At 43.8% G+C, this 25,408-nt stretch carries 21 protein-coding genes and 1 tRNA gene; 9 read left to right on the forward strand and 13 right to left on the reverse strand.

The genetic code is table 11. From position 1 onward, the window contains the following. Positions 1-5 precede the first annotated feature (5 nt). The 4 genes from K2Y18_05645 to K2Y18_05660 all read right to left on the reverse strand — a co-directional run bounded on the left by K2Y18_05645 (position 6) and on the right by K2Y18_05660 (position 3,109). Positions 6-428: a hypothetical protein gene (locus K2Y18_05645; GenBank protein MBX9805218.1), complete on the reverse strand. Its 423-nt coding sequence runs from the start codon at positions 426-428 to the stop codon at positions 6-8. Between the two features lie 137 nt (positions 429-565). After that, positions 566-1,750, reverse strand: a complete 1,185-nt coding sequence (locus K2Y18_05650) for an NAD(P)/FAD-dependent oxidoreductase (protein ID MBX9805219.1) — start codon at positions 1,748-1,750, stop codon at positions 566-568. Between the two features lie 9 nt (positions 1,751-1,759). Continuing rightward, on the reverse strand, positions 1,760-2,359 hold the full coding sequence (locus tag K2Y18_05655; GenBank protein ID MBX9805220.1) for a DnaJ domain-containing protein: 600 nt from the start codon (positions 2,357-2,359) through the stop codon (positions 1,760-1,762). 9 nt (positions 2,360-2,368) lie between these two features. Further along, positions 2,369-3,109 (reverse strand): methyltransferase, encoded by a 741-nt coding sequence (locus K2Y18_05660; GenBank protein MBX9805221.1) that lies wholly within the window; start codon positions 3,107-3,109, stop codon positions 2,369-2,371. 139 nt (positions 3,110-3,248) lie between these two features. Here K2Y18_05660 and K2Y18_05665 point away from each other — a divergent pair, with 139 nt between their 5' ends. Further along, the gene (locus K2Y18_05665; protein ID MBX9805222.1) at positions 3,249-4,253 is read left to right on the forward strand and encodes a polyprenyl synthetase family protein; all 1,005 of its coding nucleotides are present in this window, start codon (positions 3,249-3,251) and stop codon (positions 4,251-4,253) included. Between the two features lie 22 nt (positions 4,254-4,275). Here K2Y18_05665 and K2Y18_05670 read toward each other — a convergent pair whose 3' ends face one another. The 4 genes from K2Y18_05670 to hflK form a co-directional block, all read right to left on the reverse strand. Then, positions 4,276-6,384, reverse strand: a complete 2,109-nt coding sequence (locus K2Y18_05670) for a mechanosensitive ion channel family protein (protein ID MBX9805223.1) — start codon at positions 6,382-6,384, stop codon at positions 4,276-4,278. A gap of 68 nt (positions 6,385-6,452) precedes the next feature. Then, the gene (locus K2Y18_05675) at positions 6,453-8,228 is read right to left on the reverse strand and encodes a Do family serine endopeptidase (GenBank protein MBX9805224.1); all 1,776 of its coding nucleotides are present in this window, start codon (positions 8,226-8,228) and stop codon (positions 6,453-6,455) included. 29 nt (positions 8,229-8,257) lie between these two features. Then, positions 8,258-9,139, reverse strand: a complete 882-nt coding sequence (locus K2Y18_05680) for a protease modulator HflC (protein MBX9805225.1) — start codon at positions 9,137-9,139, stop codon at positions 8,258-8,260. Continuing rightward, positions 9,136-10,416 carry an FtsH protease activity modulator HflK gene (gene hflK / locus K2Y18_05685; protein ID MBX9805226.1) on the reverse strand — a complete coding sequence of 427 codons (1,281 nt, stop codon included), beginning with the start codon at positions 10,414-10,416 and terminating at the stop codon, positions 9,136-9,138. Before hflK ends, K2Y18_05680 begins: the two co-directional genes overlap by 4 nt. A gap of 80 nt (positions 10,417-10,496) precedes the next feature. Here hflK and K2Y18_05690 point away from each other — a divergent pair, with 80 nt between their 5' ends. From K2Y18_05690 to K2Y18_05705, 4 genes are all read left to right on the forward strand, one after another. Beyond that, complete coding sequence (locus K2Y18_05690; GenBank protein MBX9805227.1) at positions 10,497-11,546, forward strand: Mrp/NBP35 family ATP-binding protein; 1,050 nt, start codon at positions 10,497-10,499, stop codon at positions 11,544-11,546. Between the two features lie 362 nt (positions 11,547-11,908). Continuing rightward, on the forward strand, positions 11,909-13,234 hold the full coding sequence (locus tag K2Y18_05695) for an MFS transporter (GenBank protein MBX9805228.1): 1,326 nt from the start codon (positions 11,909-11,911) through the stop codon (positions 13,232-13,234). Between the two features lie 91 nt (positions 13,235-13,325). Continuing rightward, positions 13,326-13,835, forward strand: coding sequence for a DciA family protein (locus K2Y18_05700; GenBank protein MBX9805229.1), 510 nt, complete (start codon positions 13,326-13,328; stop codon positions 13,833-13,835). Then, entirely contained in the window at positions 13,832-15,175 is a 1,344-nt protein-coding gene (locus tag K2Y18_05705; protein MBX9805230.1) for a glutamate--cysteine ligase, read from the forward strand. Before K2Y18_05700 ends, K2Y18_05705 begins: the two co-directional genes overlap by 4 nt. Before the next feature lie 81 nt (positions 15,176-15,256). Here K2Y18_05705 and K2Y18_05710 read toward each other — a convergent pair whose 3' ends face one another. Both K2Y18_05710 and K2Y18_05715 read right to left on the reverse strand, forming a co-directional pair. Beyond that, positions 15,257-16,084 carry an Hsp20/alpha crystallin family protein gene (locus K2Y18_05710; protein ID MBX9805231.1) on the reverse strand — a complete coding sequence of 276 codons (828 nt, stop codon included), beginning with the start codon at positions 16,082-16,084 and terminating at the stop codon, positions 15,257-15,259. Positions 16,085-16,920: 836 nt separating this feature from the next. Continuing rightward, on the reverse strand, positions 16,921-17,781 hold the full coding sequence (locus K2Y18_05715) for a hypothetical protein (GenBank protein MBX9805232.1): 861 nt from the start codon (positions 17,779-17,781) through the stop codon (positions 16,921-16,923). Positions 17,782-18,268: 487 nt separating this feature from the next. Between K2Y18_05715 and K2Y18_05720 the strand changes: the two genes are divergently transcribed. The 3 genes from K2Y18_05720 to K2Y18_05730 all read left to right on the forward strand — a co-directional run bounded on the left by K2Y18_05720 (position 18,269) and on the right by K2Y18_05730 (position 21,338). After that, positions 18,269-19,492, forward strand: coding sequence for a hypothetical protein (locus K2Y18_05720; GenBank protein MBX9805233.1), 1,224 nt, complete (start codon positions 18,269-18,271; stop codon positions 19,490-19,492). Between the two features lie 253 nt (positions 19,493-19,745). Further along, positions 19,746-20,105, forward strand: coding sequence for a hypothetical protein (locus tag K2Y18_05725; GenBank protein ID MBX9805234.1), 360 nt, complete (start codon positions 19,746-19,748; stop codon positions 20,103-20,105). Positions 20,106-20,342: 237 nt separating this feature from the next. Further along, positions 20,343-21,338 carry an aminoglycoside phosphotransferase family protein gene (locus K2Y18_05730; protein MBX9805235.1) on the forward strand — a complete coding sequence of 332 codons (996 nt, stop codon included), beginning with the start codon at positions 20,343-20,345 and terminating at the stop codon, positions 21,336-21,338. 447 nt (positions 21,339-21,785) lie between these two features. On the opposite strand, the gene K2Y18_05735 is transcribed toward K2Y18_05730, so the two are convergent. Continuing rightward, positions 21,786-22,580, reverse strand: coding sequence for a hypothetical protein (locus K2Y18_05735; protein MBX9805236.1), 795 nt, complete (start codon positions 22,578-22,580; stop codon positions 21,786-21,788). Positions 22,581-22,681: 101 nt separating this feature from the next. After that, on the reverse strand, positions 22,682-23,455 hold the full coding sequence (locus tag K2Y18_05740) for a hypothetical protein (protein ID MBX9805237.1): 774 nt from the start codon (positions 23,453-23,455) through the stop codon (positions 22,682-22,684). 1,366 nt (positions 23,456-24,821) lie between these two features. On the opposite strand from K2Y18_05740, the gene K2Y18_05745 reads away from it, so the two are divergent. Continuing rightward, positions 24,822-24,980, forward strand: a complete 159-nt coding sequence (locus K2Y18_05745; GenBank protein ID MBX9805238.1) for a conjugal transfer protein TraD — start codon at positions 24,822-24,824, stop codon at positions 24,978-24,980. Positions 24,981-25,325: 345 nt separating this feature from the next. Here the strand turns inward: K2Y18_05745 and K2Y18_05750 are convergent. Beyond that, positions 25,326-25,402, reverse strand: a tRNA-Met gene (locus K2Y18_05750). Between the last annotated feature and the right edge of the window lie 6 nt (positions 25,403-25,408).

Consider the following 25,408-nt stretch of genomic DNA (forward strand, 5'->3'; position numbering starts at 1 on the left):
ACTCCTTAAGATGCACAGTTCCCAATAGCTTTGGGCCATTGTGGTATGATGAGACTCAAGGTTTCGCTCATTTTAGGTGCAGCAATTTTCAGCTCTAAGGTCACTTTCTTGCCCTCACTTACCTTAAGGGACAGAACATAGACTCCCGGAGACTTTGACGCTTCAGCCTTACTTTTCAGGGTAATATCTCCTGTCACAGCAACATCAACATCAGCGCCCTCGAGGGGTTGGTTGGTTTGGCTGTCAGAGATGTAGAGATTAATTTTATCTGCCTCACACCGTTCCATAACGACCTCAAATAGACGGCCCAATGTCGATGGATGCTCTGATGAGGGAGAGGGTTTTGACATAAGCGCAGGCTCACTGCCATGATCATGTCCCGCATGGGCAACTACAGATGGCGCTAATGCACCCAAGATTAAGGTCATGCATAAGATTCTCACTGTCAAACACTCCGAAATGGATTCTGCCTACAATACCATCTTCTATTTATTCCCTTAACAATTGATTAATTATCTGTGAGGTTAGGAGAGGTTTTTGTGCCGTTTTGGGTGGGAGTTAATAATCAGCAATTCATCCCGGCCGCAAAGCCGGAGGACCAGGCCCATTGAAAGTTGTAGCCGCCGAGCCAGCCGGTGACATCAACCACTTCACCAATGAAATAGAGGCCGGGAACCTTTCGACATTCCATTGTTTTTGAGGACAGCTCATTGGTATCCACGCCGCCGGCGGTTACTTCCGCTTTTTGATACCCCTCACTGCCGGCAACCCTCACCTTAAACTGATGGATCTGATCCGCAATTCCCATCAGGCTTTCCTTTTTGAGATCGGTAATGCTTCTTTGATACTCTGGCATTGCAAGGCTTTCAACCAGACGTTTCGTCAGGTGGGACTTTAGAAAGTTTGCTGGCGTTTGTTTGTTGTTTTTATGAACTGTAAATTCTCGGGCCAAATCATAGTCAGGCAGCAAATTTATTATGATTTCTTCGCCCAGAAATGTTTCGAGATAAGAGGAGATCTGCAAGATCGCCGGACCGCTCACGCCTTTATGGGTAAATAAAATGTTTTCTCGGAACGTCGTATTTTTATAACGAACTAAGGAGTCATTCGACACCCCACTGAGGGCCGTGAAGAAGGGCTTGTCTCGATCAGATACGATCAAAGGAACCAGAGCCGGACGCATGGGGATAATGTTCAGCCCAAATTTTGTTGCCACGCGATAGCCAAAATCACTGGCCCCGATTTTGGGAATGGACAAACCACCGCTTGCGATGATCAACGTCTCACTTTGGAACAGCTCTGTATCAGTCCCCACCTCAAAACGATCTTTCTTCGACACTTTGCGTACATGGCAATTCGTCTTAATTTGAACATGGCTTTTGTGACACAGATCCAGAAGCATCTTAATGATTTGCGTAGCGGAGCCGTCACAAAACAGTTGACCCAGCGTCTTTTCATGGTAGCTAATGCCATAGGATTCAATGAGTTTGATAAAATCGTGTTGCGTAAAACCTGCCAACGCAGACTTCATGAAGTGAAGATTTTGGGAGATAAAGTTTTGAGGAGAGGTGTGCAGGTTTGTAAAATTACAACGACCCCCGCCCGAAATTCTTATCTTTTCTCCAATCTTATCCGTGTGCTCGATCAGAAGAACCTTCCGCCCCCGAATCCCTGCCTGAACAGCCGCCATCAGGCCCGCCGCCCCTGCCCCGATAATCACCACATCATATTTTGAGGTCGTCTTTGTCATGAATTCTGCCTAGGTGACATTTTTCAAAATCCCATAGGCTTCGTTGATCTTCTTCACGGTCTCCTCTGCTTCCAAACTACCTGCATTAGCGTCCGGGTGATGCTGCTTAACCAGCTCACGGTATTTTTTCTTCAGCTCCGTCTTTGAAAAAGGGAAAGACATCTCAAAAAGAGTTAGGGCCTTCCCTTCCGGCGAATGCGCCGGGAACCTGTCTTGTGAACTCAAATGGGAAGATGAAAAACCATCACTAAACAAATCAAAAGGGTCCTGCAAGGAGGGGCGGAATGCAGGTCGAGCTTTATCTCCCTTTTCTCCGAGAGGCCAGGAGGGCCGTTGCCAGGTTGTATCTGCGCGACGCTCCTGTTCAATTTCTGTCTCTGACATGTTGCTGTAATAATTCCATTTTGCGTTATAATCGCGAATGTGAATCAAACAAAACCAATACCAATCATCAACCCCCGCTTCAATATGATAGCGCGACTTTGGCGCGCGATAGAGTCCCTCATCCGTGCAGCCCTCCTGAGCACAAGGTTGGCCTCCCAAACTCTTTTCATAGGTCGTCTTGTTGTTGGGAGCTGGGTCAAACCATTGTGAGAATTTTCGAAACATGACGGCTCTTTATAAAATGAGAGGGGCCGCATCGCGCAAGATCGCTTCTGCTTGGGGGGTGAATTTACCATCTGGGCCATGAAGAAGGAGCCCCGCCGCAAGACGCGTGGGGCCATTGGAATTCTTACATCCTCGGATCAACACCCGCTTGGCCGGCTTATCTTTTCCAGGCCATAGAGGAAAAATGACAATATCCCCCATCTTTCCAGCAAAATAGCTCAAGATCATATCCAGGCGATCCGCCCGATGGATAAATGTAACCGTTCCCTTAGGGCGAACCATCAACAACGCGAAGCGGATCCAATGTTCGAGAGATGCTTCCCCTTCCCCATGGGATTGAGCCTTGTTGAACGTTGGGGACGGCGTGTGGTCAGAGGCCTCAAGATACGGAGGGTTTGCCATAACATGAGCAAACGTGCCAGCTGCAAGACGGGGAGGCGGGCGCAAAAGGTCGCCGGCCAAAATTTCGACACGATCCCGCATCGCGTTTAAAGCGATATTATCGAAGGCTAAACGAACGGCCTCCCGTTGTGTCTCCAATCCCGTAATGCGACAGGAAGGCACTCGAGCTGCCAGACACAAGGCTGCCGCTCCAACACCTGACCCAATATCTAAAACGGTCGTGTCGGGCTCCGGTTGCAAAGAGGCCGCTAAAAAGATGGGATCAATCGCCACGCGATATCCATCCACAGGCTGGCGAATTTGAACCCGGCCTCCTAATAAGTAATCTTGTGTTACAGCATTTTGCACCGTTTTGTTGTGCCTCCTTGGATTTTTTTGAACAATACTTTCAATAGTTGAGAATATAGCGTCATTTTTCACTATATCCTAACCCTTTTACAGGCTAGATTGAAGGAAAGATTACCAAATGGATGGATTTTAGAACCAAATGACCTCTGTTGCTTGTGAAAGAAGGGAAAATGACCCCCTATCAGACCTGAAAGTCCTTCTGCAAAAGGACTTAAATGAGGTTGATCAAATAATTGACCGTAACTTGGAGAGTTCTGTTTCCCTCATTCCAACCATTGGCCGCCACCTCATCTATGCGGGCGGCAAGCGCTTGCGCCCCCTTCTGACGGTCGCCTGTTATCGCTTATTTGAAACCGTCGGTGATGGGGCGATTGGTTTAGCTGCAGCTGTTGAGTTCATTCACACGGCAACACTCCTTCATGATGATGTCATTGATGAGTCTAAATTGCGCCGGGGTCTTCCAACTGCCAACGATGTCTGGGGAAATCAGGCAAGCGTCCTTGTGGGAGACTTCTTGTTTGCGCGCGCCTTTCAGCTCATGATTCTATCCAACAACCCGGAAGTTTTGAAAATACTCGCATCAGCTGCGGCGACCATTTCAGAAGGTGAAATCCTTCAGCTTTCCCTCTGCCACACCTTAGACGTCAAAGTTGAGGATTCTTTGAGAATTATCGAGGCCAAAACCGCTACATTATTTGCCGCTGCCTGCCAGGTTGGCACACTCATGGCTGGCCATTTTTCCCATGCTCCGGCTTTGCATGCCTATGGACTTAACCTTGGTATGGCCTTTCAAATTGTAGATGATATTCTTGACTACTGTGCGTGCGGTCCCCAACTGGGCAAAGACGTTGGGGATGATTTTCGCGAAGGGAAAATTACCCTCCCTCTCATTCTGGCTTATCCCGACTGTGATCATGAGGAGAAAGAGTTTTTAAGAAGAACGCTGATCGATCATGATCAAACGCCCGATGACCTATCCGTAGCCCTCGAAATTCTTGAGAAGCGCAATGGCCTTACAAAAGCTTATAATCTTGCCGCTACCTATGGGGAGCGCGCCCTCAACGTTCTGGAAAGCATTCCTTCCCATCCCATCAAGGATCTACTAGTCGACCTCGTGGATCACTGCTTACAACGGAAGTCTTGAATGAATAAGGAAGTTAATTCCCCTACACCTTGCTCCACTTTTCTTGGAAGGCAATGGGGGGGGCGATACCAAGAGCATCGAGGTGGGTTTTAAGAAGGCGATTGAATTCACGAGCAAAGTAATTGTTAGGGTCAGGGGTTATTTTGATGCTTGCACTCACATGCACCGCACTTTCAGCAAACCGATCTACACCAGTCACCTTCAAAGCCTCCAGAATCATTTTGCCAAAGATAGGGTCTTTTGACATGTCTTTCTCTGCTTTCGACAAGGCCTCGTGAACAGTACCGATTTTGGTTTTGTAGGATGTAGCAACATCAATCTGCACAACATTGTAGTTCCTTGACCGATTGATGATATTCCCCACTTCTGAAAAAGGAATGGTTTGCAAATATCCTGTATTATGACGAAGAGTAATCGACCTTAAAGACAGAGATTCAACAGCTCCTGTATGAGCGCCAATCGTGACAACATCACCGACTGCAAAGCTCCCGTCCACAAGGGCGAAGAAACCATTGATGATGTCTTTCACCAAGCTTTGGGAACCCAAGCTGACCGCAAGAGCAAAAGCACTCATAAGATAAACAAAGATTTTTAAGTCAAACCCAAAAGATTCAAGAGTCACAAAAATGGTAACCAACACCATTAGCCATTTGGCCACGCTGTGTAGCATGGGCCCAAAGGTTTTAGCAAACACGGTGGGTTCTCTTTTCTTGCCCTTAATTTGCTGGGGTTTCGTATGGTATTGCACAAAGAAATCAAGCCCCAACCATACAACATAGATGATTCCCCAGATCGTTCCGATGGTTGTTGCCGTCTTCGTCATGGGATGAGAAACGATACTGACAACGATGTCCGAAAAGAAATCATTCCAGATAGCCATGAGAAAAGCAAAAAAGGATAGGTACAAGCCCCATTGTAGGGTTCTTGAAATTGGGGCCATAAAGGGAGAAAGATAAGAAGTAAAGGCCTGAACCTTAGCCGCTTGAAACTTTGGCAACTTATAGCTCGCTAAAGCATCAACACGCCGGCGTCCTTCCAAGAAAACTGCTAAGATTATTAAGCTCTCAGCACATTCAAGTCCATAAGTTTGCCATAAAGTCCCCTCAAAGAAAATCTTATCTATTACGATGGGAATGCTGATCACGAGAAAGAGAACGGGTAGGTACCGAATAAACACATTCATCACTGGAGCCATTTTTTTAGGGACTGTCCCAAGGGATTTGGAATCATCTAGATAACGAATCATTTCCCTTCTTCTCCAGGAACGGTAATACAATATCAACAACGGAAACGAGATAAACAAGATAAGATTAGAAACAAAATCTTCCCCATAACTTTTGATATCGAAGGCAAAATTTAACCCGCTCATCAAAAGCGCCCAAATCGCAACTCCTATCCAAATTCTCAAAAATGGCCAGCCATTCAAAGACTCGTCTTGGGGATGTTCTTCATCAACGGTTCCAACAAGTCGAGAGACTTTTCTCTCCAGAAGAATAACGCGAAACCCAAATAAAAGGAGCCAAAAGCCAACAATCCACTTCCCTATAGAAGGATCAGAAACAAAATAAGGCAGAAACAGAAGCGAATATAAAAAGGGATAAAAAAGAGTCATGTAGGCATACGTTCTTTGCCTCCTTGCATAGGCACTTCCAGTCACACTTGTGTTAATACGTTCCAAGCGATTCTTGAAAACCAACATAAGAACCCCTTCTAAAAAGGCGCCGAAAACAATCAATGCCGGGAACCAGGCAAGAGCGGTCCAAAAGTCCTCACGATTCTTTTCAATTCTCAAATAATCAACGAACTCATTTACAAGAACTGGAATATTCTTCACACTTTTGAAAATATGGGTTGCCGTATCTGTGCCTAACTGAATAATGGGTGTGATATAAGCAACAAGGGACCCACCTTTTCGCTTCTCCTCAGACTCTTGAGCGCTTGCAAGAACTTTCAAGGCCTTTACGAGCTTTTCACGCTCGAGCGGATTCTCCAATTGCTTGGCAATTTTTCTAATTTCTTTAGATTGAGGAGATGACTCCATGGAAAGATGCTCGGGTAGAGAAAGAGATCCCGTAGCAAAACTTGGGTTTACTAGAAATATAACGAAGAGCAATAAGAAAATATGTTTCATGATGTTTTCCAAAAGCAAAAAGGCAACCCCGGTTTTGTTTCTCCCGAGGTTGCTTTGCTTAATTCAGTCTAACTTACAGGAGGCTTCCCCTTTGAGTCAGTTTGTCCCTTATCTTTGTCTTTATCTTTATCTTTATCTTTATCTTTATCTTTATCTTTATCTTTATCTTTGTCTTTGTCTTTGTCTTTGTCTTTGTCCTTATCCTTTAAGTCGTCATTTTCAAGCTTTAACGGAACAAAACGTGGCTCTCCCTCACGAGTTACCAACAACAATATATTTTTGCGCTTTTCTTTCTTTGCATCTTCAACGGCTTTAGCAAAGTCTTCAGGCTTCGACAATTCTTTTTGGTTTACCTTTTCAATAATATCCCCTGGCCTATTATCTGAAGCACCCCTCAAACCAATTTCAACAGCTGTGCTATTAGGATCAACCTTCATAACCATAATCCCTTTGGATTCTTTAGACAGCTTGAAACGTTCCTTGATTTCTGGCGTCAATGCTGAGAGTTTTATCCCTAATACCTCAACACTATCCTGCCCAACTGCTGATTTTGCTTTATCTGGATGAGTTGCCACGACACGATCTGGTGCTGTTTCGAATTCGCCTAAGATCACATCAAAATTCATTTCTTTACCATCACGCCAAACCTTGACTTTAACGGTCTTGCTTACGGGCGTTTCCCCAACAAGGCGTGACAAGCGGGCCTTTTCTGTCACTTCCTTACCATCAAATTCAAGAATAATATCCTCTGGCAGCATCCCTGATTTAGCGGCAGGACCACCAGGTGTCACACTACCAACAATAGCTCCTCTGGCTTTCCCGAGCCCTAAGCTTTCAGCAATATCGTCGGTGACAACTTGGATACGAACCCCTAACCAGCCACGCTTTGTTCGACCAAATTTTAGCAACTGGTTAACTGTGTCTTGGGCAACTGCTGCTGGAATGGCAAATCCAATTCCAATATTTCCCCCGCTGGGTGAAAAAATAGCCGTGTTAATACCAATCACCTTCCCATCAAGGTTCAACAAAGGACCCCCGGAGTTGCCCATATTAATGGCTGCATCATGTTGCATAAAATCATCAACATAGTCATTCACACGGTTTTTCCCCCCACCACGCAGCATAATATCCCGCGCGCGATTGGATATGATGCCACTGGTCACGGTACTGCCCAAACCAAAGGGATTCCCAATCGCAAGAATCCAGTCTCCAACCTTAACGTGTGAGGAATCACCCCACTCAAGGATTGGGAGTTTGCGGTGTTCCTTTGGCAAATTATCTGTTTTGACCTTCAAAAGGGCAAGATCCGTGCGTTCATCAAAAGATACGACCGTTGCATCTAATTCCGTATTGTCGTTTAAAAAGACGGAGATTTTTTTAGCATCGGCAATAACATGATAGTTCGTCACAATGATCGCTGATGTGTCATCTGATTGAATGATAAACCCTGAACCCAAGGATTGAACTTTCCGAGGACGTTGGGCTTGTTCAAAGAACTCTTTAAAGAAATCTTCAAATGGGGAGCCAGGCGCAAACTGCGGAAATCCCTCTTTACCAGGGCCACCCCCCTCGACAATCTGTGTTGTTGAAACGTTAACAACTGCCGTAATCACTTTTTCGGCAATTGAGGAAAATCCCTTACTAATGTCAAATTTAGACATGGGTTCCGATTTAGGCTCTGCTTTAGCATCTTTTGCAGAAGAGTTAGTTGTCACATCCTTAGGTGTTGTAGATGCTGGCACAGACGGACTTCCCGCATGAGCTGCCCAAGCATCTAACCCCAAAAAGCTGATGCTTAAAGTCAAAACCATAACATGACGCTTCAATTTACTTACCTTTTTCATATTAAACCTCTATTTATGTGTTAATTACTCTAGTTTTTCAGTTCTCGTTCTGGGGCATTGAAATACCGAAATAAATCATTGTCCGTTGTCAAAACCAAGGTTGTTCCCTCTCCTAAAGTCTCCCGATAGGTTTGCATTGTTCGGTAAAATCCGTAAAATGAAGGATTTTTTCCCAAAGCAGAACCCAATATCTGAATAGATTTGGCTTCCCCTTGACCCCGAATGTCTTGGGCCTTCTGTTGAGCTGTTGCCAAAATGATGCTTTGATCACGATCTGCCGCAGAGCGAATTTCTTGGCCGATTTTTTCACCTGTTGCTCGGTTTCCTTTGGCAATTTGATTCAATGCTGAAATCATACGATTGAAGACAGCATCTCTATTTTCCATGGGCAACTCAGTTCTAATAATCCGCACATCAACAATTTGAATACCCAGAGGCCGTGCTAAAGCGTCGACTTCCTTTTCTATTGACTTCATAATCTTTGGACGCTCCTCAGACAACAAATTGCGCAAGGGCACCTTTCCCAAAACATTACGAACTGTACTGGTCACGAAGAACTCCAAGCGCATAGAAGCGCCTTGCTCCGTTGCGGGCTTCACTGTTTGAAAGAACAAGACAGGATTAATGATTCGGTAGCGGGTATAGGTGTCCACCAACAATCTCTTTTGATCTCCTGTTGTTATGCGCACTTCAGGAAAATCAGCATTGATGATGAGTTTTTCATAAAACAAGACTTCTTGAATGAAAGGAAGTTTAAATTTCAAGCCAGGCTTTTCGTGAACTTTACTCAACTCTCCAAACTGCAGCACAATAGCTTGCTTCGTCTGATCAACTGTAAAGATCATCCCTCCCCCTACAATGACCACTAAGACAACAAGAGCGCCGATGATAAAACGTGTTGATTGACTCATTTGGTGCGTCCCTTCTTATCCATTTCCACAGCTGGATGACCTTTCAATTCATTTAAGGGAAGATAGGGAAGTATTCCTTTTCCAACTTTCTCATCCAAAATAATTTTTGTTGTCTTTGATAAAACATCCCGCATGGACTCAAGATAGTATCTCTTCAATGTAATATGAGGATGTGCCTCGTAAGCCAGCAGAACTTGAGTGAAGCGCGTCGCTTCACCTTCTGCCTCTGCAACTTTACGTTGACTATAGGCCATTGCTTCGTTGGCAATTTGAGCTGCTTGACCTTCAGCACGCGGGATAATCTCATTTCGATAAGCTTCTGCTTCATTACGTGACTGATCCGCATTGACTAAAGATGCTTGTAAATCATTGAAAGCATCAACAACTTGATGCGGTGGTGCCACATTTTGAAGCTGAATACCCACAATTTGAATACCCATTTTGTATTGATCCATTAGTTTTTGAAGGATTTCTTGCGCACGCGTTTCAATTTGGCCACGCCCTTCCGTTAAAGCCAAACGTGCTGTTGTTTGACCGATCACTTCCCGTACAACACTTTCAGCAGCAACTCGAATCGTTTCATCCGGATTGCGGGCCGTGAAAAGATATTCTTTGATATCCTTAATCTTCCACGAGACTGTATAGTTCGTATGAACCATATTCTCGTCTCCAGTTAATATCAGAGTTGCATCTGCAGAATCCCCATTCTTTTCGGACTTCATACCACCATCGATGATATTCAAACTCGAAACTTTTTTCACAATGACAGCCTCAAATGGGGCTGGAAGATGATATTGCAATCCTGGATTCGCATATCGAACCATCTCCCCAAAACGTTTGACAACTCCAATTTCGCCTTCTTGAACACGATAGAGGCCAGTGCTTAACCAAATAAGAATAGCGCCCGTCGCCAGAAGAACGGCAAATCCCCAACTCCCTTTCGGTGCGCCCCCTTTGAAGCCGCCCCCTTTTGGACCGCCCCCTTTTTGACCCCCATTAGAACCACCACCCGATATTATTTTGCGGACACGGTCCTGTATCAGATCAATGAAATCATCGATGTTATTGCCCCCACTTGAAGAGGGACCCTCCCGGCGTCCCCAAGGATTTTGGGGTACATTATCCTTAGGTCCTCTAGAATCTTTTGACGGATCTTCAACAGGACGGGGGCCTTTCTTTATGCCATTGCCCTTCGTTCCACTACCCCATGGCCCTTTCGAACCTTTAGATGAACCATTTTTACCATCATTGTTCTCGCCGTCATTGTCCCAAGACATATAGGTTTCTTTCAGTTGATTAAGGACCCTTAAACACACTATATATCAAAGAAAAGAAACCGACAATCAGGAGAACGACAATGTCTTCAACAAATTTACTGAATGAGCAAATCCGCCTCCTTTTACAACATCTGACCACAAAATCCGGGCAGCCTCTTATTAATTGGCTCATATCCTTAAAGATCGAAGATGGAAAAGTCATGATGATTTTTGAGTCCTCCCCAGAACATGCAAAGGAAGTAGAGGCTTTGCGCTATGAAGCCGAAACTCTTGTAAAGGAAATGCAAGGCGTCAAAAAAATCAACAGCGTTTTATCCACCGAACGTCCCTCTCAAAAGGCCACCCCCAAGCAGCGAGAGCCTGAGCATCTCCCAAATGTAAAACAGATCATTGCCGTTGCATCTGGCAAAGGAGGCGTCGGAAAATCGACGACTGCAGCAAATCTCGCCATTGCGCTCTCACAGTTGGGACAAAAGGTGGGATTACTAGATGCAGATGTATATGGGCCTTCCCTGCCTCGTCTCTTTTCTATTACGGACAAACCTGAGGCAACCCCAGATAAAAAGCTAATCCCAATTTTTCGTAATGGCATATATTGTATGTCAATTGGCTTTATGGTTGCGGAAGAAACAGCGATGATTTGGCGCGGTCCCATGGTTCATAGTGCCTTACAACAGATGTTGAAAGAGGTGGTATGGCCCGACCTTGATATTCTGATCGTCGACATGCCGCCCGGCACAGGGGATGCTCATTTAACATTATGTCAACAGGTGAAGCTCAACGGCGCAATCATCGTCTCAACCCCTCAAGATATTGCACTCATTGATGCACGTCGGGGGTTCAATATGTTTCAACGTGTTGATGTCCCGATCCTGGGAATCATTGAAAATATGAGTCAATTTCATTGTCCGAAATGCGGACATATCAGTGAAATCTTTAGCCATGGTGGTGCTAAGAAAGAAGCGGAAAAGCTAACTGTGCCATTTTTAGGGGAACTTCCCCTGGATCTTTCCATCCGCCTTCAAAGCGATCTAGGCATCCCTATCACTATCGCCCAACCAGAATCAGTCATTGCCGCTATCTACCGAGATATTGGGCAAAAAGTCATTGACAATCTAAAAGTTATTTGAACTTTTATTCACAACTTACACAAATATTAACTCTTGACACCAATACGATTTCCCAAACCCCTTGATTTTGGCCTGTTTTTAATTTAATCGTTTAAATACAATGCACTATGGACAAGCCTATTTTCTGGGCAATGGTCCGACAAACCAATGGTCTCATGGGATTTCACATCCCCACAACCCTTTTTCCCCAAAGTTATCCACAGATTTCGTGGAAAACTATTAACCTTTTGTTAAGGATTGATTCTAAAGGGTATTTGAAATTATTTTCCGAGCTTTTTCCTCGCCAGATGCTTATTTGTAAGGTACAGACACCCATTCCCTGTTATAATTAAAAATAGAAAGACCAAAAGACGGTTACCCAGATGACATCATGGTTTGAACAAATTCGCATCTATACGCAACCCCAGTTGTTGATTATCCTGCTTCTTGGCATGATCAGCGGCTTACCCTTTTTATTGACTTTGTCGACTTTAAGCTTTTGGCTCGCAGAATCTGGCGTTAACAAAACCACGATTGGTCTGTTTATGCTGGTCAGTCTTCCCTATAGCTTAAAGTTTCTCTGGGCACCTTTTACAGATCAGTTTTCAATCCCTTATTTAACCACCCGTTTCGGCCAGCGCCGCAGTTGGGCTCTCCTCAGTCAGCTAGGGCTGTTTGTGTCCCTGATCTTTCTTGCCCATTGCGAACCCGCCAATGCCATTGCTCTTACAGCCATCTCTTCTTTTTTCGTATCTTTTTTTTCCGCCTCTCAAGACATTATTATAGATGCCTATCGTATTGAAATCTTAAAGGCAGAAAATACCGGCGCCGGCGCTGCGTTAGAAGCGATCGGATTCCGGTTTGGGATGTTGGCATCAGGCGCAGGTGCTCTATACCTTGCTCATGCTTATACCTGGCGTACGGCCTATCTTGTCATGGCTCTTGGAATTGTTTTTGGTATGATTATTTTCTGTTGTATTGCTGAACCTCAGCACAAGAAAATTACACCTCTCACAAATAAGCAAAAGAAACCCTTGTCAATACGTCAATGGATCCATGCCCTCTTTGTTGTGCCTTGGATACAGCTTCCCAAGAAGCGGGAATTGATTTACCTTCTCGCTTTCATCTTTTGTTTCAAAATGGGCGATACAGTCCTCAATGCCATGTGCGCTCCTTTTTTATGTGACCTGGGATTTAGTAAACTGGAATTCGCTAATGTCACTAAAGTGTTCGGTATCACGCTTATGGTCTTTGGAGGCCTCTTAGGGGGCGTCATGATTCAACAATTGGGAATCCTTCAATCAACCATTATGTGCGTTGTCTTGCAAGGGATCTCATCCCTTATGTTCGTCATCCAATCCTTGGTTGGTTATCATTTAAGTGTCCTCATGATTACCGTGGGTGTTGAGAGTTTTTGCTCCGGCATGGTCTCGGCCATCTTTATTGCCTATATATCCCATTTTTGTCGCCAACCCTATACTGCAAGCCACTTCACCCTCCTTTATTCTTTCGGCTCGTTCTGTCGGGTGTTCATTTCAGCCCTTGCTGGCTGGTCAGCTGATCATCTGGGTTGGACAACCTTATTTCTCTTCACGGGGGCATTTATTCTACCCGCAATTTATGTCTTGATTAAACTGGTCCAACAGGGGGAAGAGAATGCTCAGGTTTTCCGGTTAAAATTGCAAGCTAATAGCACTAAAGATGCATGATGAGGATTGACAACCTCGTCATTTGTCGAAAGGATAGATCCAATCGAGTGATAATCTCAGGATTGTGTTTTTTAAGGGAAATGCTTAGGACGTGACTTATCGGAAATACAACCGAGGATCTGTGAAGCGCCAAGCGAGAACATGTCGCGTCGGTCCCTTAATCATGGATGCGATCACCCCAATCTGTCAGCAGAATGGCTTCGTTCAAGCACGCATTCTCCTTGAGTGGGACTATATCGTCACCCCCCAATTCTCGCAGTTTTGTACCCCTCTCAAAGTTACGTTCCCTTTGAAACAACGCCATAATGGCCGCTTGCTTTTGAGAGCAACCAGCAGCATGGCAACAGAGATTTCGTATTTAGAACCGCTTATATTAAGCCGCATTAACCAATATTTTGGTTATCAAGCCATCAGTAAAATCGCACTCCTTCAAGGGCCTATTACAAAGCGTGCCCTTCATAAAAGGGCAATCCCAAAACCCCTTCCTGAAGCGGAGCAAATACGCCTTCATAACGACGTCCAACCTATCAAAGATGAACGATTACGCGCAGCCCTTTTATCCTTGGGCACCGGGATCTCTCAAGAAATGACCACACCATGACACAATCTATTTTACAAAAATCTCACCTCGTTGACTACTTAAGTGCAGGGTGCAAACAGCCTTCCCATTGGCTTATAGGGACAGAACATGAACAGTTTCTTCTGGATAAGAAAACACATGAGCGGTTCCCTTATGAAGGGAAGATCGGCATCCATGCGGTCTTAGAAGCCATGCAACCATTTGGATGGGAACCAATCTTAGAACACAATAAAATTATTGCCTTAAAGATGCCCCATCGACAAGCGACCATCACCCTTGAACCTGGGGGACAATTTGAGCTCTCTGGAGCACCCCTTGCCACCCTTCACGACACCAAAGCAGAGCTTGATACCCACCAAGAAAAACTTGAAAGTATCCTCAATGCGATGGGTGGCATCAGACTCCCCATGGGAGCTGACCCTCTTTCCCTTCGAGAAGCTATCGATTGGATGCCTAAAGGTCGTTACAACCTCATGCATCAATACATGCCAACCAAAGGCAAACTTGGCCTCGACATGATGCTGCGGACCTGCACCGTTCAGGTAAATCTTGATTTTGAAAGTGAAACCGATATGGTGGCAAAGATGCGGATTGCGATGGCGCTCCAACCTCTGGCAACCGCCCTTTTTGCCTCATCCCCCTTCCTTGAAGGAAAGGTGACGGGGTATCAAAGTTACCGAGCCCATATTTGGCAAGACACAGACCCTGACCGCTGTGGCATCCTCCCTTTTGTATTTCAAGACGATATGGGCTTTGAAGCCTATGTCGACTATCTCCTTGATGTACCGATGTATTTTGTTTATCGCCGGGCAGAGTATATCGACGCAAGAGGCCAATCTTTTCGAAATTTTATGAAGGGTGAACTACCTGCTTTGCCTGGTGAGTTTCCAACGATAAAGGATTGGACAGATCAAACAACCATTGCTTTCCCAGAGGTCCGTTTGAAACGATTTCTTGAAATGCGTGGTGCCGACTGCGGACCCGAGGATATGCTCATCGCCTTACCAGCGTTTTGGGTTGGCTTACTGTATGATTCAGTCGCCCAAGATGAAGCCCTTCAGCTGATTCGCCAGTGGCCCGTTGACCAAATTCTAAAAGCACATCAGGCTGCCCCTCGTGAAGGTTTGAAGACCCTTATCAATAACCGAACCCTTCAACAAGTTGCCATAGATGTTCTTGCCATTAGTACGAGAGGCCTTCAACGACGGGCCAGGCTAGAAAACGGCGTAGATGAGTCCATCTATCTTACCCCTTTACACGACATCGCACAGTCGGGGAGAAGCCTTTCCACAAAAATGCTAGAGATGTATGAAAAGTCACACTCCGTAGAGTCGGTGATCCAGGATCTGCTTAAGATATAAACCGCCCTATAAAATTATCAACAGGATAAAAAAATGCCCCCCAATTTTTCAATCAGGGGGCATAAGGCTCATTCAATAGACTTAACCAATTTTAATTTTGCGAGCACCTGTTCTTGTGCCACATTGGTTTTCTTTAGCAATGCGAATTTTTAGAACGCCATTCTCCAAAGATGTATTGATTGTCTTTTGCGCAGAAACTTCGAACGGAAGTGCAATCGCGCGTGATACAGGACCACGAGCAATTTCTGTATAGGCAAGAGCTTTAGGCTCATGGCACTCATTACGTGTCCCATTGAGGTAAATTGTGTTGTTTGAAAAAGAAACATCAAGATCTTGCGCTTCCATGCCCGGCACATCAAAAGACAAGATGTAGTCTTGAGCTGTTTCACAAAGTTCAGTTGCAAGATTCGGTGTTAATGCGCAGTTTCCTTGGTTCAAACCATTCAAACCTTGAAGATCACCACAAATGCCACTTTGAACGCTACCATGCAGACCACCTGGAATGCCCAGGGGAAGTGATCCAAAAGATCCACCACCAATGTTGTGGCCAAGCGGGCTGAAAGGGGCAAAACCTAATGTTGTGCCTGCTCCAAGATGTCCACCTTGGCTACCAAGACTTCCACCAACCTGTGGATTCCCGATTGGTAAACCAACTGAAGGTGTAAAATATCCAAGACCTGCACATGGGTTATAATAAGATGGTGTTCCAACGTTACCCAAACCAAGACCACCAAGATGACCACCAAAAAGACCTGGCTGACCCAAAGAGCCAACGCCACCCAATGTTGGTACGCCGAAAGATGTTGGAAGAACACTTTGTCCGCCGAATTGACCTAAACCATGATGACCAAATGCTGAGATATGTGCTTGATGAGGAACAAGAGTTCCAAGACCGATGTACTGTATCATTTTTATTTCCTTCTCTTAATTAAAATAGTTTTAGAACTCGCAAGACATTTACAAGATCTCTTCACACATCAATCTTAAGTGAAAAGGTTTAATAATGATTTAAAGGCCGAGAAGAAAGGTTCTCTTGAAGCCTTATAGAAATGACGTGTTTTTCATACGTGCTAGGAGAATTTACTTGTGAGTGATGGCCAACCCTCCCCCAACAGATGGGATGTGATTTCCCTTCTCAAAATTATTTGCGGAAAACAGGCAAATATATCATTGACAAGCTAAAAGTTATTTGAATTTTTATTCACAATTTACAAGATTCTTAACTTTTCATTCAAAGACACGTTTGCAAAGCCTTTGTTTTTGGCTCATTTTTATAATTATCATTTAAATTCAACACGTTAAAAACAAGCCTAATTTCTAAGCAAAGATGGGGCGGACCAACCCCCTCATGGGATTTCACCTTCCCCAAAGGCCTTTTCCCCAAAGTTATCCACAGATATCGTGGAAAACTATTAACCTTTTGTTAAAGATTGATTTTATCTAGGAAAAACCTTGTTAAAGGGCAAATGAGACACCCTTACATACTCAAACAAGATACTCCTGAAGTAAAGCCGGAGCCTGCACCAATCATCAGGAACTTGGTTGCAACATTAGGAACCCCGAGACCAGATTTAAAAATTATGGAATGAAGTCATATAGCCATGCCGCTGGAACAAACCTGCATCAGGCCGAGAGTGGAGTGGCCATCATCGTCAATGCCGATGATGGCCTCACTTGAACACCCAATGGAGAAGGAATGACAATGGAAAGAAAGTTTCATGTCATTGCTTTTTCTGAGCGGCCTCTTATTTTAACCTTTGTTCTTGTAACTTTCTTGCATTTTCTCTTAAAGATTGAGCACCTTGCTCTAGCCTGCCCGTTCTTTCTGCTAGAGCATCTACATTTTCGCCTCTATGAGCGAGACCTTGCCTTGTCTGCTGTGCAGGTTGAGTGCCGTGCTCTTTACCAGGCAAGATTTCCCGCTTTTCTTGAGGACTCTCCTCGTGGTGGGCGGCCATGCCCGCACCAGCCTTAATGGGGTTTAGCGAATGAGCATGAGCCCTGGCGTCTTCCATATTTTCAAACACTCGGACTGTAAATTGGCCCGGGGTTTGGTCACTAAGCAATAGGCTTTTAATCATACGTCCTTGAGTGTTAAACTGGTAGGCACATGTGTGCTCCATAGACGAAACCCTCTGTGCCTTCCATCCTTTCGATATCGTTACAAAATTCGCAATCCGTCTCCAGTCTTGGTAAGGAGTTACTGATTGAAGTGCGTGTAGATCTTTTAATGTATCAACAAAAAGTATCACTCCTGGTTCAATTTCAACGGGTTCATTTGCTACCATGGATTGCATCTTAGAAACTTCGAGTTCTGTAGGACATGATTTCCGTTGTCGGGTCATTGGTTCAACCGCACTAGGTTCCCTCTCTCCTTGTACAAGCATTTGCTCCAGATCTTTATTGATCACTTTCAATTCTTCTAACTGCCCTTGTAAAAGTGCTACCTGAGGGCTCTGCCTATCGGGAAGTTCATTGAGTTGTTCCTGTAGTTTGTCCAGGTCAGCCTTAGCAGAAGACTCCTTTGGTGCCTTTGGTGCTTTCGAGCCTTCCTGCATAGCAATCGTCGACAAGGAAAAAACGGTCAGTAGAATTAAGGTACGCATGGCAATCCTCCTAAGTTTCAATCAAATTATACACCAAATATAATAATAGTATGGCACATTCAAAACTGAAGTAAACCCCCCTATGATTATAAAGCGAAATATTAGAGGTTTTCTTATGGCTTGGCGTTCCTTTCTTCCCTCATCTTCTATCTATTTCTTTATGTCGCTTTCTTATCAAATCTCTGGGAATAGAATAAGGGGTCCATTTACCCCTCTTCCACACGTCCCTAAATCACCTGTTTTTGGGATGGTTTCAAAAAACACGTCAAAATGCATTGACCGAGGTACCTGTGCCTAGCCCTGTTCGTTTGTATTGGTCTTCCCTCATTGGTGTTTTAGATTGTACGCTAAAACATTTAATCATTTTTATAATTTCCATCTTAACTTAGAAACAAACTATCTACTTGACACCTAAGTCAATCAAACCTATATACATGTGGAAAAGCGGTTATAACCCCGCCCCAACTTATTTACAATTGGAAAATTTATGAACAAATATATTAAAATAGCAGTATTGTCACTTGGTATATTAGCATCACATGTCACTATCGCTATGGGCGCAGAAAGAGCCGAGAGAGAAGCTAAATGGACACCCATTGTTTTCGACCATGCGCCCCATCCTCTGGTTGTGACGAATCTTAAAGACTTTCAAAAAGAAAAGCTTCAATGGGTGGCCAGAGCACCTTTGTATCAGTACTTAAGGTCAGGTAACTTAAAAACTGTAGCACTTCCGTGTCTCGAACAAATGAGCGCCCAACTTACAGAGCCTTTCTTAACAAGGGTTAAAGAAGCTCTAGAATCTGTAAATCATGGCCGTTTGCCCAATGCTGCCAAGTATATGCTACAATTCCATCTATTCGTTCCGGGTCTTGATGAATATATCATAGACCTATCCTCAAGTTCTTGCTTTATTTCCGGCGGTCGCTATTTTTCTGAAGAAGCCTCAAAATTTGTTAATTCAAACAAATTGAGGATGGCAATTCATAATTTTTTGACCCCTGAGCAGGTCCAAGAACTTGAGAGGCAGGATTCCGACAAACGAGGAATTTACCTTGGTAAAATTATGGAAGAGGCCTTAAGAAGTGAAGTTATTGGGGGCGCTTGGAAAGATAATGCCCTAGATTCAGAAGCCTTGATCCTCCTCTATATTGTTCGAAGTTTGGATAAAGCACTTCAATACATTTATAAAGACGCCATGGCGCGGCTCACTAATAAATTTCAGGATCAATACGAAGGCTACAAACCTAATGTTAAAAGTATTGTGATCAATAGAATGGTTTTAGCCATAGGATCTTATTATAAACCTTGTCATTTATGCCGAGATTTGATCCAAGGGTTTCAATTCCGATTCCGGGAATTAGTACAGATTCAAGCCTCTCGTCTTAATCTACCTTTCAGAATAGAAGAGAAATTTGGCAGTTTGGCTCTAACCTTTGGACAAGTCCTTACAAGAAATGCCAGTTGCAGTGACGTTGAGGACAAATCCCCTTTTCTTGAGAATTCATTGCCCCAAATTCATATGGGTTTCCATCAATATGTTGAGTGTAAATCAGATAAAATAAAAGATGGATGCGAAGAGAAAGCTTCATCAGCTGTACCGATACAACCCAAACAACCAGATGAAACCGTTGTGGAGCAAGAACCCAAATCCAGACAACCAAAAAAGACCGATAGCTGGGCTGTCGTTAAATCTAAAAAAACAAGAAAGTAGGCATGCTCTGGAAAGCTATGGCAGGCCGTTTCAATGCCTGAAAGCCATACGACTACCTTGTTGAGAAGTGATATTCAAATCTGCTTTTGGTCGTCCGATCGTAAACTGTTTCATTGGCGGAGTAATATTAGCCTCATTTTAGAACACGACTCCATTTTTTCACACTTTCTTAACCTAATTGAGAGATTCTTAAGGTAGGACAGCTTAGTATTGTGGCTGGAAAAGGTTGAATTTAAAGGAGAAGGAATTCAAAATGCTAAATAGTAAAATAAACATGCTCGCGCTCGTCAGTATATTAGGGATTTTTATCCAAGATGCTCAAAGTATGGATGTCCCTCCGGCCTGTAATCTTAAGTTATGTCTAAGAGTAGTCAAACAAAGGTATGAAGATCATCAGAGGCTATTGGCAGAGATATCTTCTGCTCCCGGCGATACAAATGATGAAAAAGAGGAGAACCGGAAATATTGGGAAGAAGATTTTGAGGCACGAATTTTGGGGACGGCACAACAATGTCACTGCACTGTTGACCAATGCAATGTCCGTAAAGCCCTCGAATATGCTCGCGCAAGGAAAAAGGAAATCGCCGAGAGAAAAGCACAAGCAGCTAAATAACCTCATAAAATAGGCTATTGAGAAGGTCTCTGAGCCCATTGCTGTCGGATATAATCCCGAATTTTCTTCAGCATGTCTTGTTTTTGAGTATCTGGATTAGATTACTTAATGATGTCTAGGGGGTTAGAGCTGGAATTCAAATCCAATATCTATTTTTCTTTTCGAGTCTATCTTTATCCACATGTCAAAATTGTGCTACCTTCTACGAAATAATTGTAAAATCTCTAGGCATAGAAAGTGAAGAATACCCTTTCAGATAAACGAATAATTGATGCCTTACGCACTCATTATGGTATTGAAGGTGCTACGCTGACATTCCTGCCATTGGGTGCGGATTTGAACGCGTCCGTCTACAAAGCAGAGACTCATGATCAGCGGGCTTATTTCGTAAAGATAAAAAGGGGCCACCACCATAGCAGCATTGCCATAATGGACCTGTTACTTAAAGCTGGGATTGAACAAATTATCCCTCTTATAAATACCCTTCATGGCCAACCTACCATCCAAATTGACGATTATACAGTTATCGTTTATCCATTCATTGATGGCCAAGATGGCTTCAGCAGACTTTTGCGTGACCATCAATGGCGCGCTTTGGGTAAAACGTTGAGACAAATTCACGATATTGATGTGCCTCAGTCGCAACAACTTCACATCCGCCGTGAAACCTACTCCCCCAAATGGCGAAATGCCGTTCGATTGATGTTATCCCACGAGAAAGCTGCTCAGATTGGTGACGAAATCGCCGTGAAATTATGGGCATTTATAGGGGAGAATTTCGCAGAGATTAAACGATTGGTAGACCGGGCTGGTCAGTTGGCCAATAAGCTTTCTCACGAACCGCTCAAGTTCGTGCTCTGTCATTCCGATATTCATGGCGGCAACATATTAATTGATGAAGAAGACAACACCTTCATCGTTGATTGGGATGAGCCCATCATGGCGCCAAAGGAACGCGATCTTATGTTTATTGGCGGAGGCGTTGGGAATATTTGGAACAAGCCTCATGAAGAAGAGATCTTTTATGAAGCCTATGGAAAGACTGAGATTAACAGGACATCTCATGCCTATTACAGGCATGAACGGATCGTGGAAGACATTGCGATCTACAGTCAAGAAGTGCTTTTTACAAGAGCAAAGAGCGCGGACAAGTTGGTCATGTACGAGCACTTCATAGCCATGTTTGACCCAAGAGGCGTGGTAGAAATAGCGTTCGAAACGGATAAGGCATAAGGCCAAAAGCCCGATCAGCGTTTTCTTCTCACTGCGCCATCCCCAAACCCTGTTTTTTTTAAACGTAGTTAAGTGATCTATTAAACATTCTTTAAGTAGTTATGGAGACAATTAATCAATAGATGTAAATACATGGAGCTAATATGTTGAAACCCTATATATGCCCGATTTTTTTGTAGGAATAGTGAGCTCTTTACCTTCTTTGCATCCGTCTGAGGGGTATACAAGGGCTAGTATTGCAAATTTTTTCATTTTGACATTTCTGCTTAACGTTTAAAAACTTTATGGTTTAGTTCAGCAATGTGATAGATATAGGATTTTTTTTATCATTATGCAACCTTCGAGAGAAAATTTTGCTGTAAAAATAGGGCAATCCGAATCGGGTTAGTTCTTCTCTCCTGTGCCATCTGGCACCACTCCACAGGCAGCATGTTTATAAACCAGACCCTAAATTGGGGGCTCAACAAAATGAAATGAAAAACATTCAACCCCCCGCCGGCCGCCATCAAGTAACTGACTCACCTTCACGTTCGCTGCGGCCGCCGATTTTTGTAACCACTTGCCATCATTATGATAAATATGGCCCAACGATGTCGTTCCCAATAGCCCGAATGACGATATGTGATACTCAAACGCATTAAGCGGCCAATGGGCCATCCTAAATAAAAGAACAACATCGGCTTGGTCTCCCTGCAAAAGATCATGTAACTCGGCAAGATGCGGAACCTTAAGCGCGGTGTATTTATCAAGGAGATAGATATTTGTTCTTTGATCGCCTTCTGACTGGTTACCCCTGGTGGGATACCGCACATCTAATGTAAAGTAGTTATAAAGCCCTGCGCGTTCAGTGCCCGCCACAGCTTCTGGTAGAAGAAAATCGCATTTAAAATTCATTAGGTCACTTATTTTGAGCTCTCGAATCACATTGTTGTAACAATCTATCCTTAGGACCCCTGTTAAGAACTTTGCTTTCAGTTTCAGTGCGTCCCTAGCTGCTTGGCCAATATAAAAGGAACCGATGAGCTTAGCAATGTTTTTATCGTGCCCCCTTAAGAGGGAGTTGGGCCTGAACTTGCTAATGGCAGTTAGAATAGTTGCGACTTCCTCTGGTGCCGCAGGCTTTTCCGCTTCCTTTGGTGCCGCAGGCTTTTCCGTGGCCAGTTCCTCCATCGAGTAACTTTGAGTTGCCATGATAGTCCCTATGATCGCGCTTAACAGTGTTTTCTTAATGTTCATAGTCATTTCTATTTCCTTCATTCTCTTTTTACTGTACCAAGCATTGCCTCGGGCACGGAAGTACGGTGCCATGCCTTTAGGCCTTGGCCCAACTCGTTAATCGTATTTTAGTTTATAAATGAAATGCTAAAACACTCGCTCACCGCTCCCGGCCAGCCCCGATTCTTGCGTCCCGGCTCCGGCAGTGATGTTGCCTCCGAATATTGTAAACGCTTACCACCATTTTCGTAAATATCGCCCAATTTTTTCGTTCCCATTAGCGTGAATGACGATATATGATACTCAAACTCATTGAGCCGCCATCTGCCCATCCTAAAAATAAAGACAACATGGGCTTGGTCTTCATGCAAAAGATCACGCAACTCGGCCAAATGCGGAACCTTAAGCGCGGTGTATTTATCAACGACATGGATATGTATTTTTTGGTCTCTGTTTGTCTGGTTACCCTCTCCCTCTGTCTGATCACCCAAGGGATACCCCACATGAAATGAATAGTCGTCAGCAAGCCTATCGTTATCCGTCTCGGCCACAGCTTTTTCTAGATCAAACTTGCCATTATGATTCGGTAGGTCACTTATTTTGAGCTCTCGAATCACATTGTTGTAACAATCTACCCTTAGGACCCCTGTTAAAAACTTTGCTTTCAGTGCGTCCCTATCTGCTTGGCTAACATAAAGGGAACCGATGACCTTAACAATGTTTGTATCGTGCCTCCTTAAGAGGGAGTTGGGCCTGAACTTTTTAATGGCCATTAAAGTAGTTGCAACTTCCTTTGGTGACGCAGGCTTTTCCGTGGCCAGTTCCTCCATCGAGTAACTTTGAGTTGCCAAGACAGTCGCCATGATCGCGCTTAAGAGTGTTTTCTTAATGTTCATAGTCATTTCTATTTCCTTCATTCTCATGTTATTGTACATGGACGTTTGGTGACCGCATTATTACTTCCTTTATATTAGTGATATAAGCACGATCGGGTTGAGATGCAAGTTTTTTTGAAAAAAAGGTCATGAATTTAGCCTGTCTTTCAGTCAATGTGCGGCGAAACAAGTTTATGCTGTTATGGGAAAGTTATCTCAGGATCCCCAGAGATTGTAGTAAATTAGCATACAGATTTCTTGGGGATTCTAATTTTACAATGATTGTTTCATTTAGCGTTGTGAGGATTTGTGCAAATTGACTCAATATTGCGGGGTCTTTTTCAGCCAGGATTCCCGGGAGGCTGAATGTTCGTGATAAAAGCTGGCGAACTTGTTAAATTAAGAGAGGATTGTTGTCCAATAAAGGGGTCAGCTCGCTATTTAAAGAAGCAAAATAAGCCGTAGCATGAGCTTCTGTCATGACATAACTAATAGATTTTAAACGGATTATGTCAGCTAATGCGGCCTACATGGCCACCAAAGATAAGTCTGAGCTATCTTTGCCTATGGCTTCATCGAATTCTAATGTCGTTAATAGTTTGCTTTGAAAAACCGGTAGCGCAGGTGAAACACATGGCAATGGGGCTTTTCTTCACCTAATTTCTTATCGGTTTCAAAGTGATAGTTCATAATGGCAATCATGCCTTTTGCAACGCAGTTGCCTGGAATAAATTCTTTTGCTCAAGCTATGTTCTGTTCTTTCATGAGCTCTCTCGGTAAAGAGAACTCTATCTCTCGATAGACACGTGCATCTTTTCGTTTCTTAGCTGCCTCAAAAATATCTGATAATTTTTGCAAAACTGTATAAGGTGATATTTTGCATTCTTTGCAAATATCTTTTATCCACAAATGTGAATTTTAATAAGCAACGATTTCTACATATTCTACGTTCTCTCTGTTTCTAGAATCATATGTTTCACCTGTGCGCTGACCTAGCAACATCGATGCCGATCTATACGCGAGCGCAGAGACGCATGAATGCCCACTTTTCCTAGAGATTCTCTTAACTATGAGATGGTAATTTGCCATGATTTTATCTTACATTAATTTACCTAAAATTGTAAGACATGTCGCTTGCGACAAAGCGACTTTGCAAAGTAATGTGTAAGCGCGCATTTCAAAAATTTGAAAATAATCATTTATCATTATCATGAAATATTTTATTATTAACTTTAGGGATTTGTGTGTGAGGGGATTGTAGGGGGATCATCATCTCCCTACAAAAAGCAGAATGAACACTAAGATCGAAAAGCGACTCCATAAGGTTAAGCAGCGTCTAAACCGATACCAGTGTCAACGCACACGATATCTTCGTCGACGAGGAGAAACAGCTATGCAATTCCGCAAAGCAAGAACAAGGACACTTATCCAGCTCGGTGGCCTCGTCGATAAATCCGGTCTTCTGGAGCCTCTCAACATCACACTTGGTGATGATCTTCAAAAAGACTACGGCCATCTGGAAAGCACAGCCATTCTGACGGGAGCGTGTTAGAACTGCGCGGTCAGTTTTATGGTGGGGAAGCGGCAGCTCAAAAGAGGATTTGGTTTGAAAGAGGGAAAAAAGCTTTGGGGAGATAATGGTTTAAGTCCTTAACTTTCAAATCAATCATATTCCTCAAGATTCGAGCAATGGAAAAGAAAGTGCTTTCAGAATGCCTTATAGGAGTGATTCTTTAATGTTCTATCATTGAAATTCTGACATTGAATTTAAATCACCCTAATTTTTGTTAATGCTCATTGGGACGACTCAGGGGTGTATTCAATCTTGCACAGGTACAAATACGGTACAATTTATTAATCTTAAGAAAGTGGATTTCCAGGAAATCCTTGATTTGCTTGGTAGCGAGGGAGGGACTCGAACCCCCGACACGCGGATTATGATTCCGCTGCTCTAACCAACTGAGCTACCCCGCCAAAGTA

Source organism: Alphaproteobacteria bacterium (assembly GCA_019746225.1).
In the GTDB taxonomy this organism is placed as follows: Bacteria; Pseudomonadota; Alphaproteobacteria; order Paracaedibacterales; family VGCI01; genus VGCI01.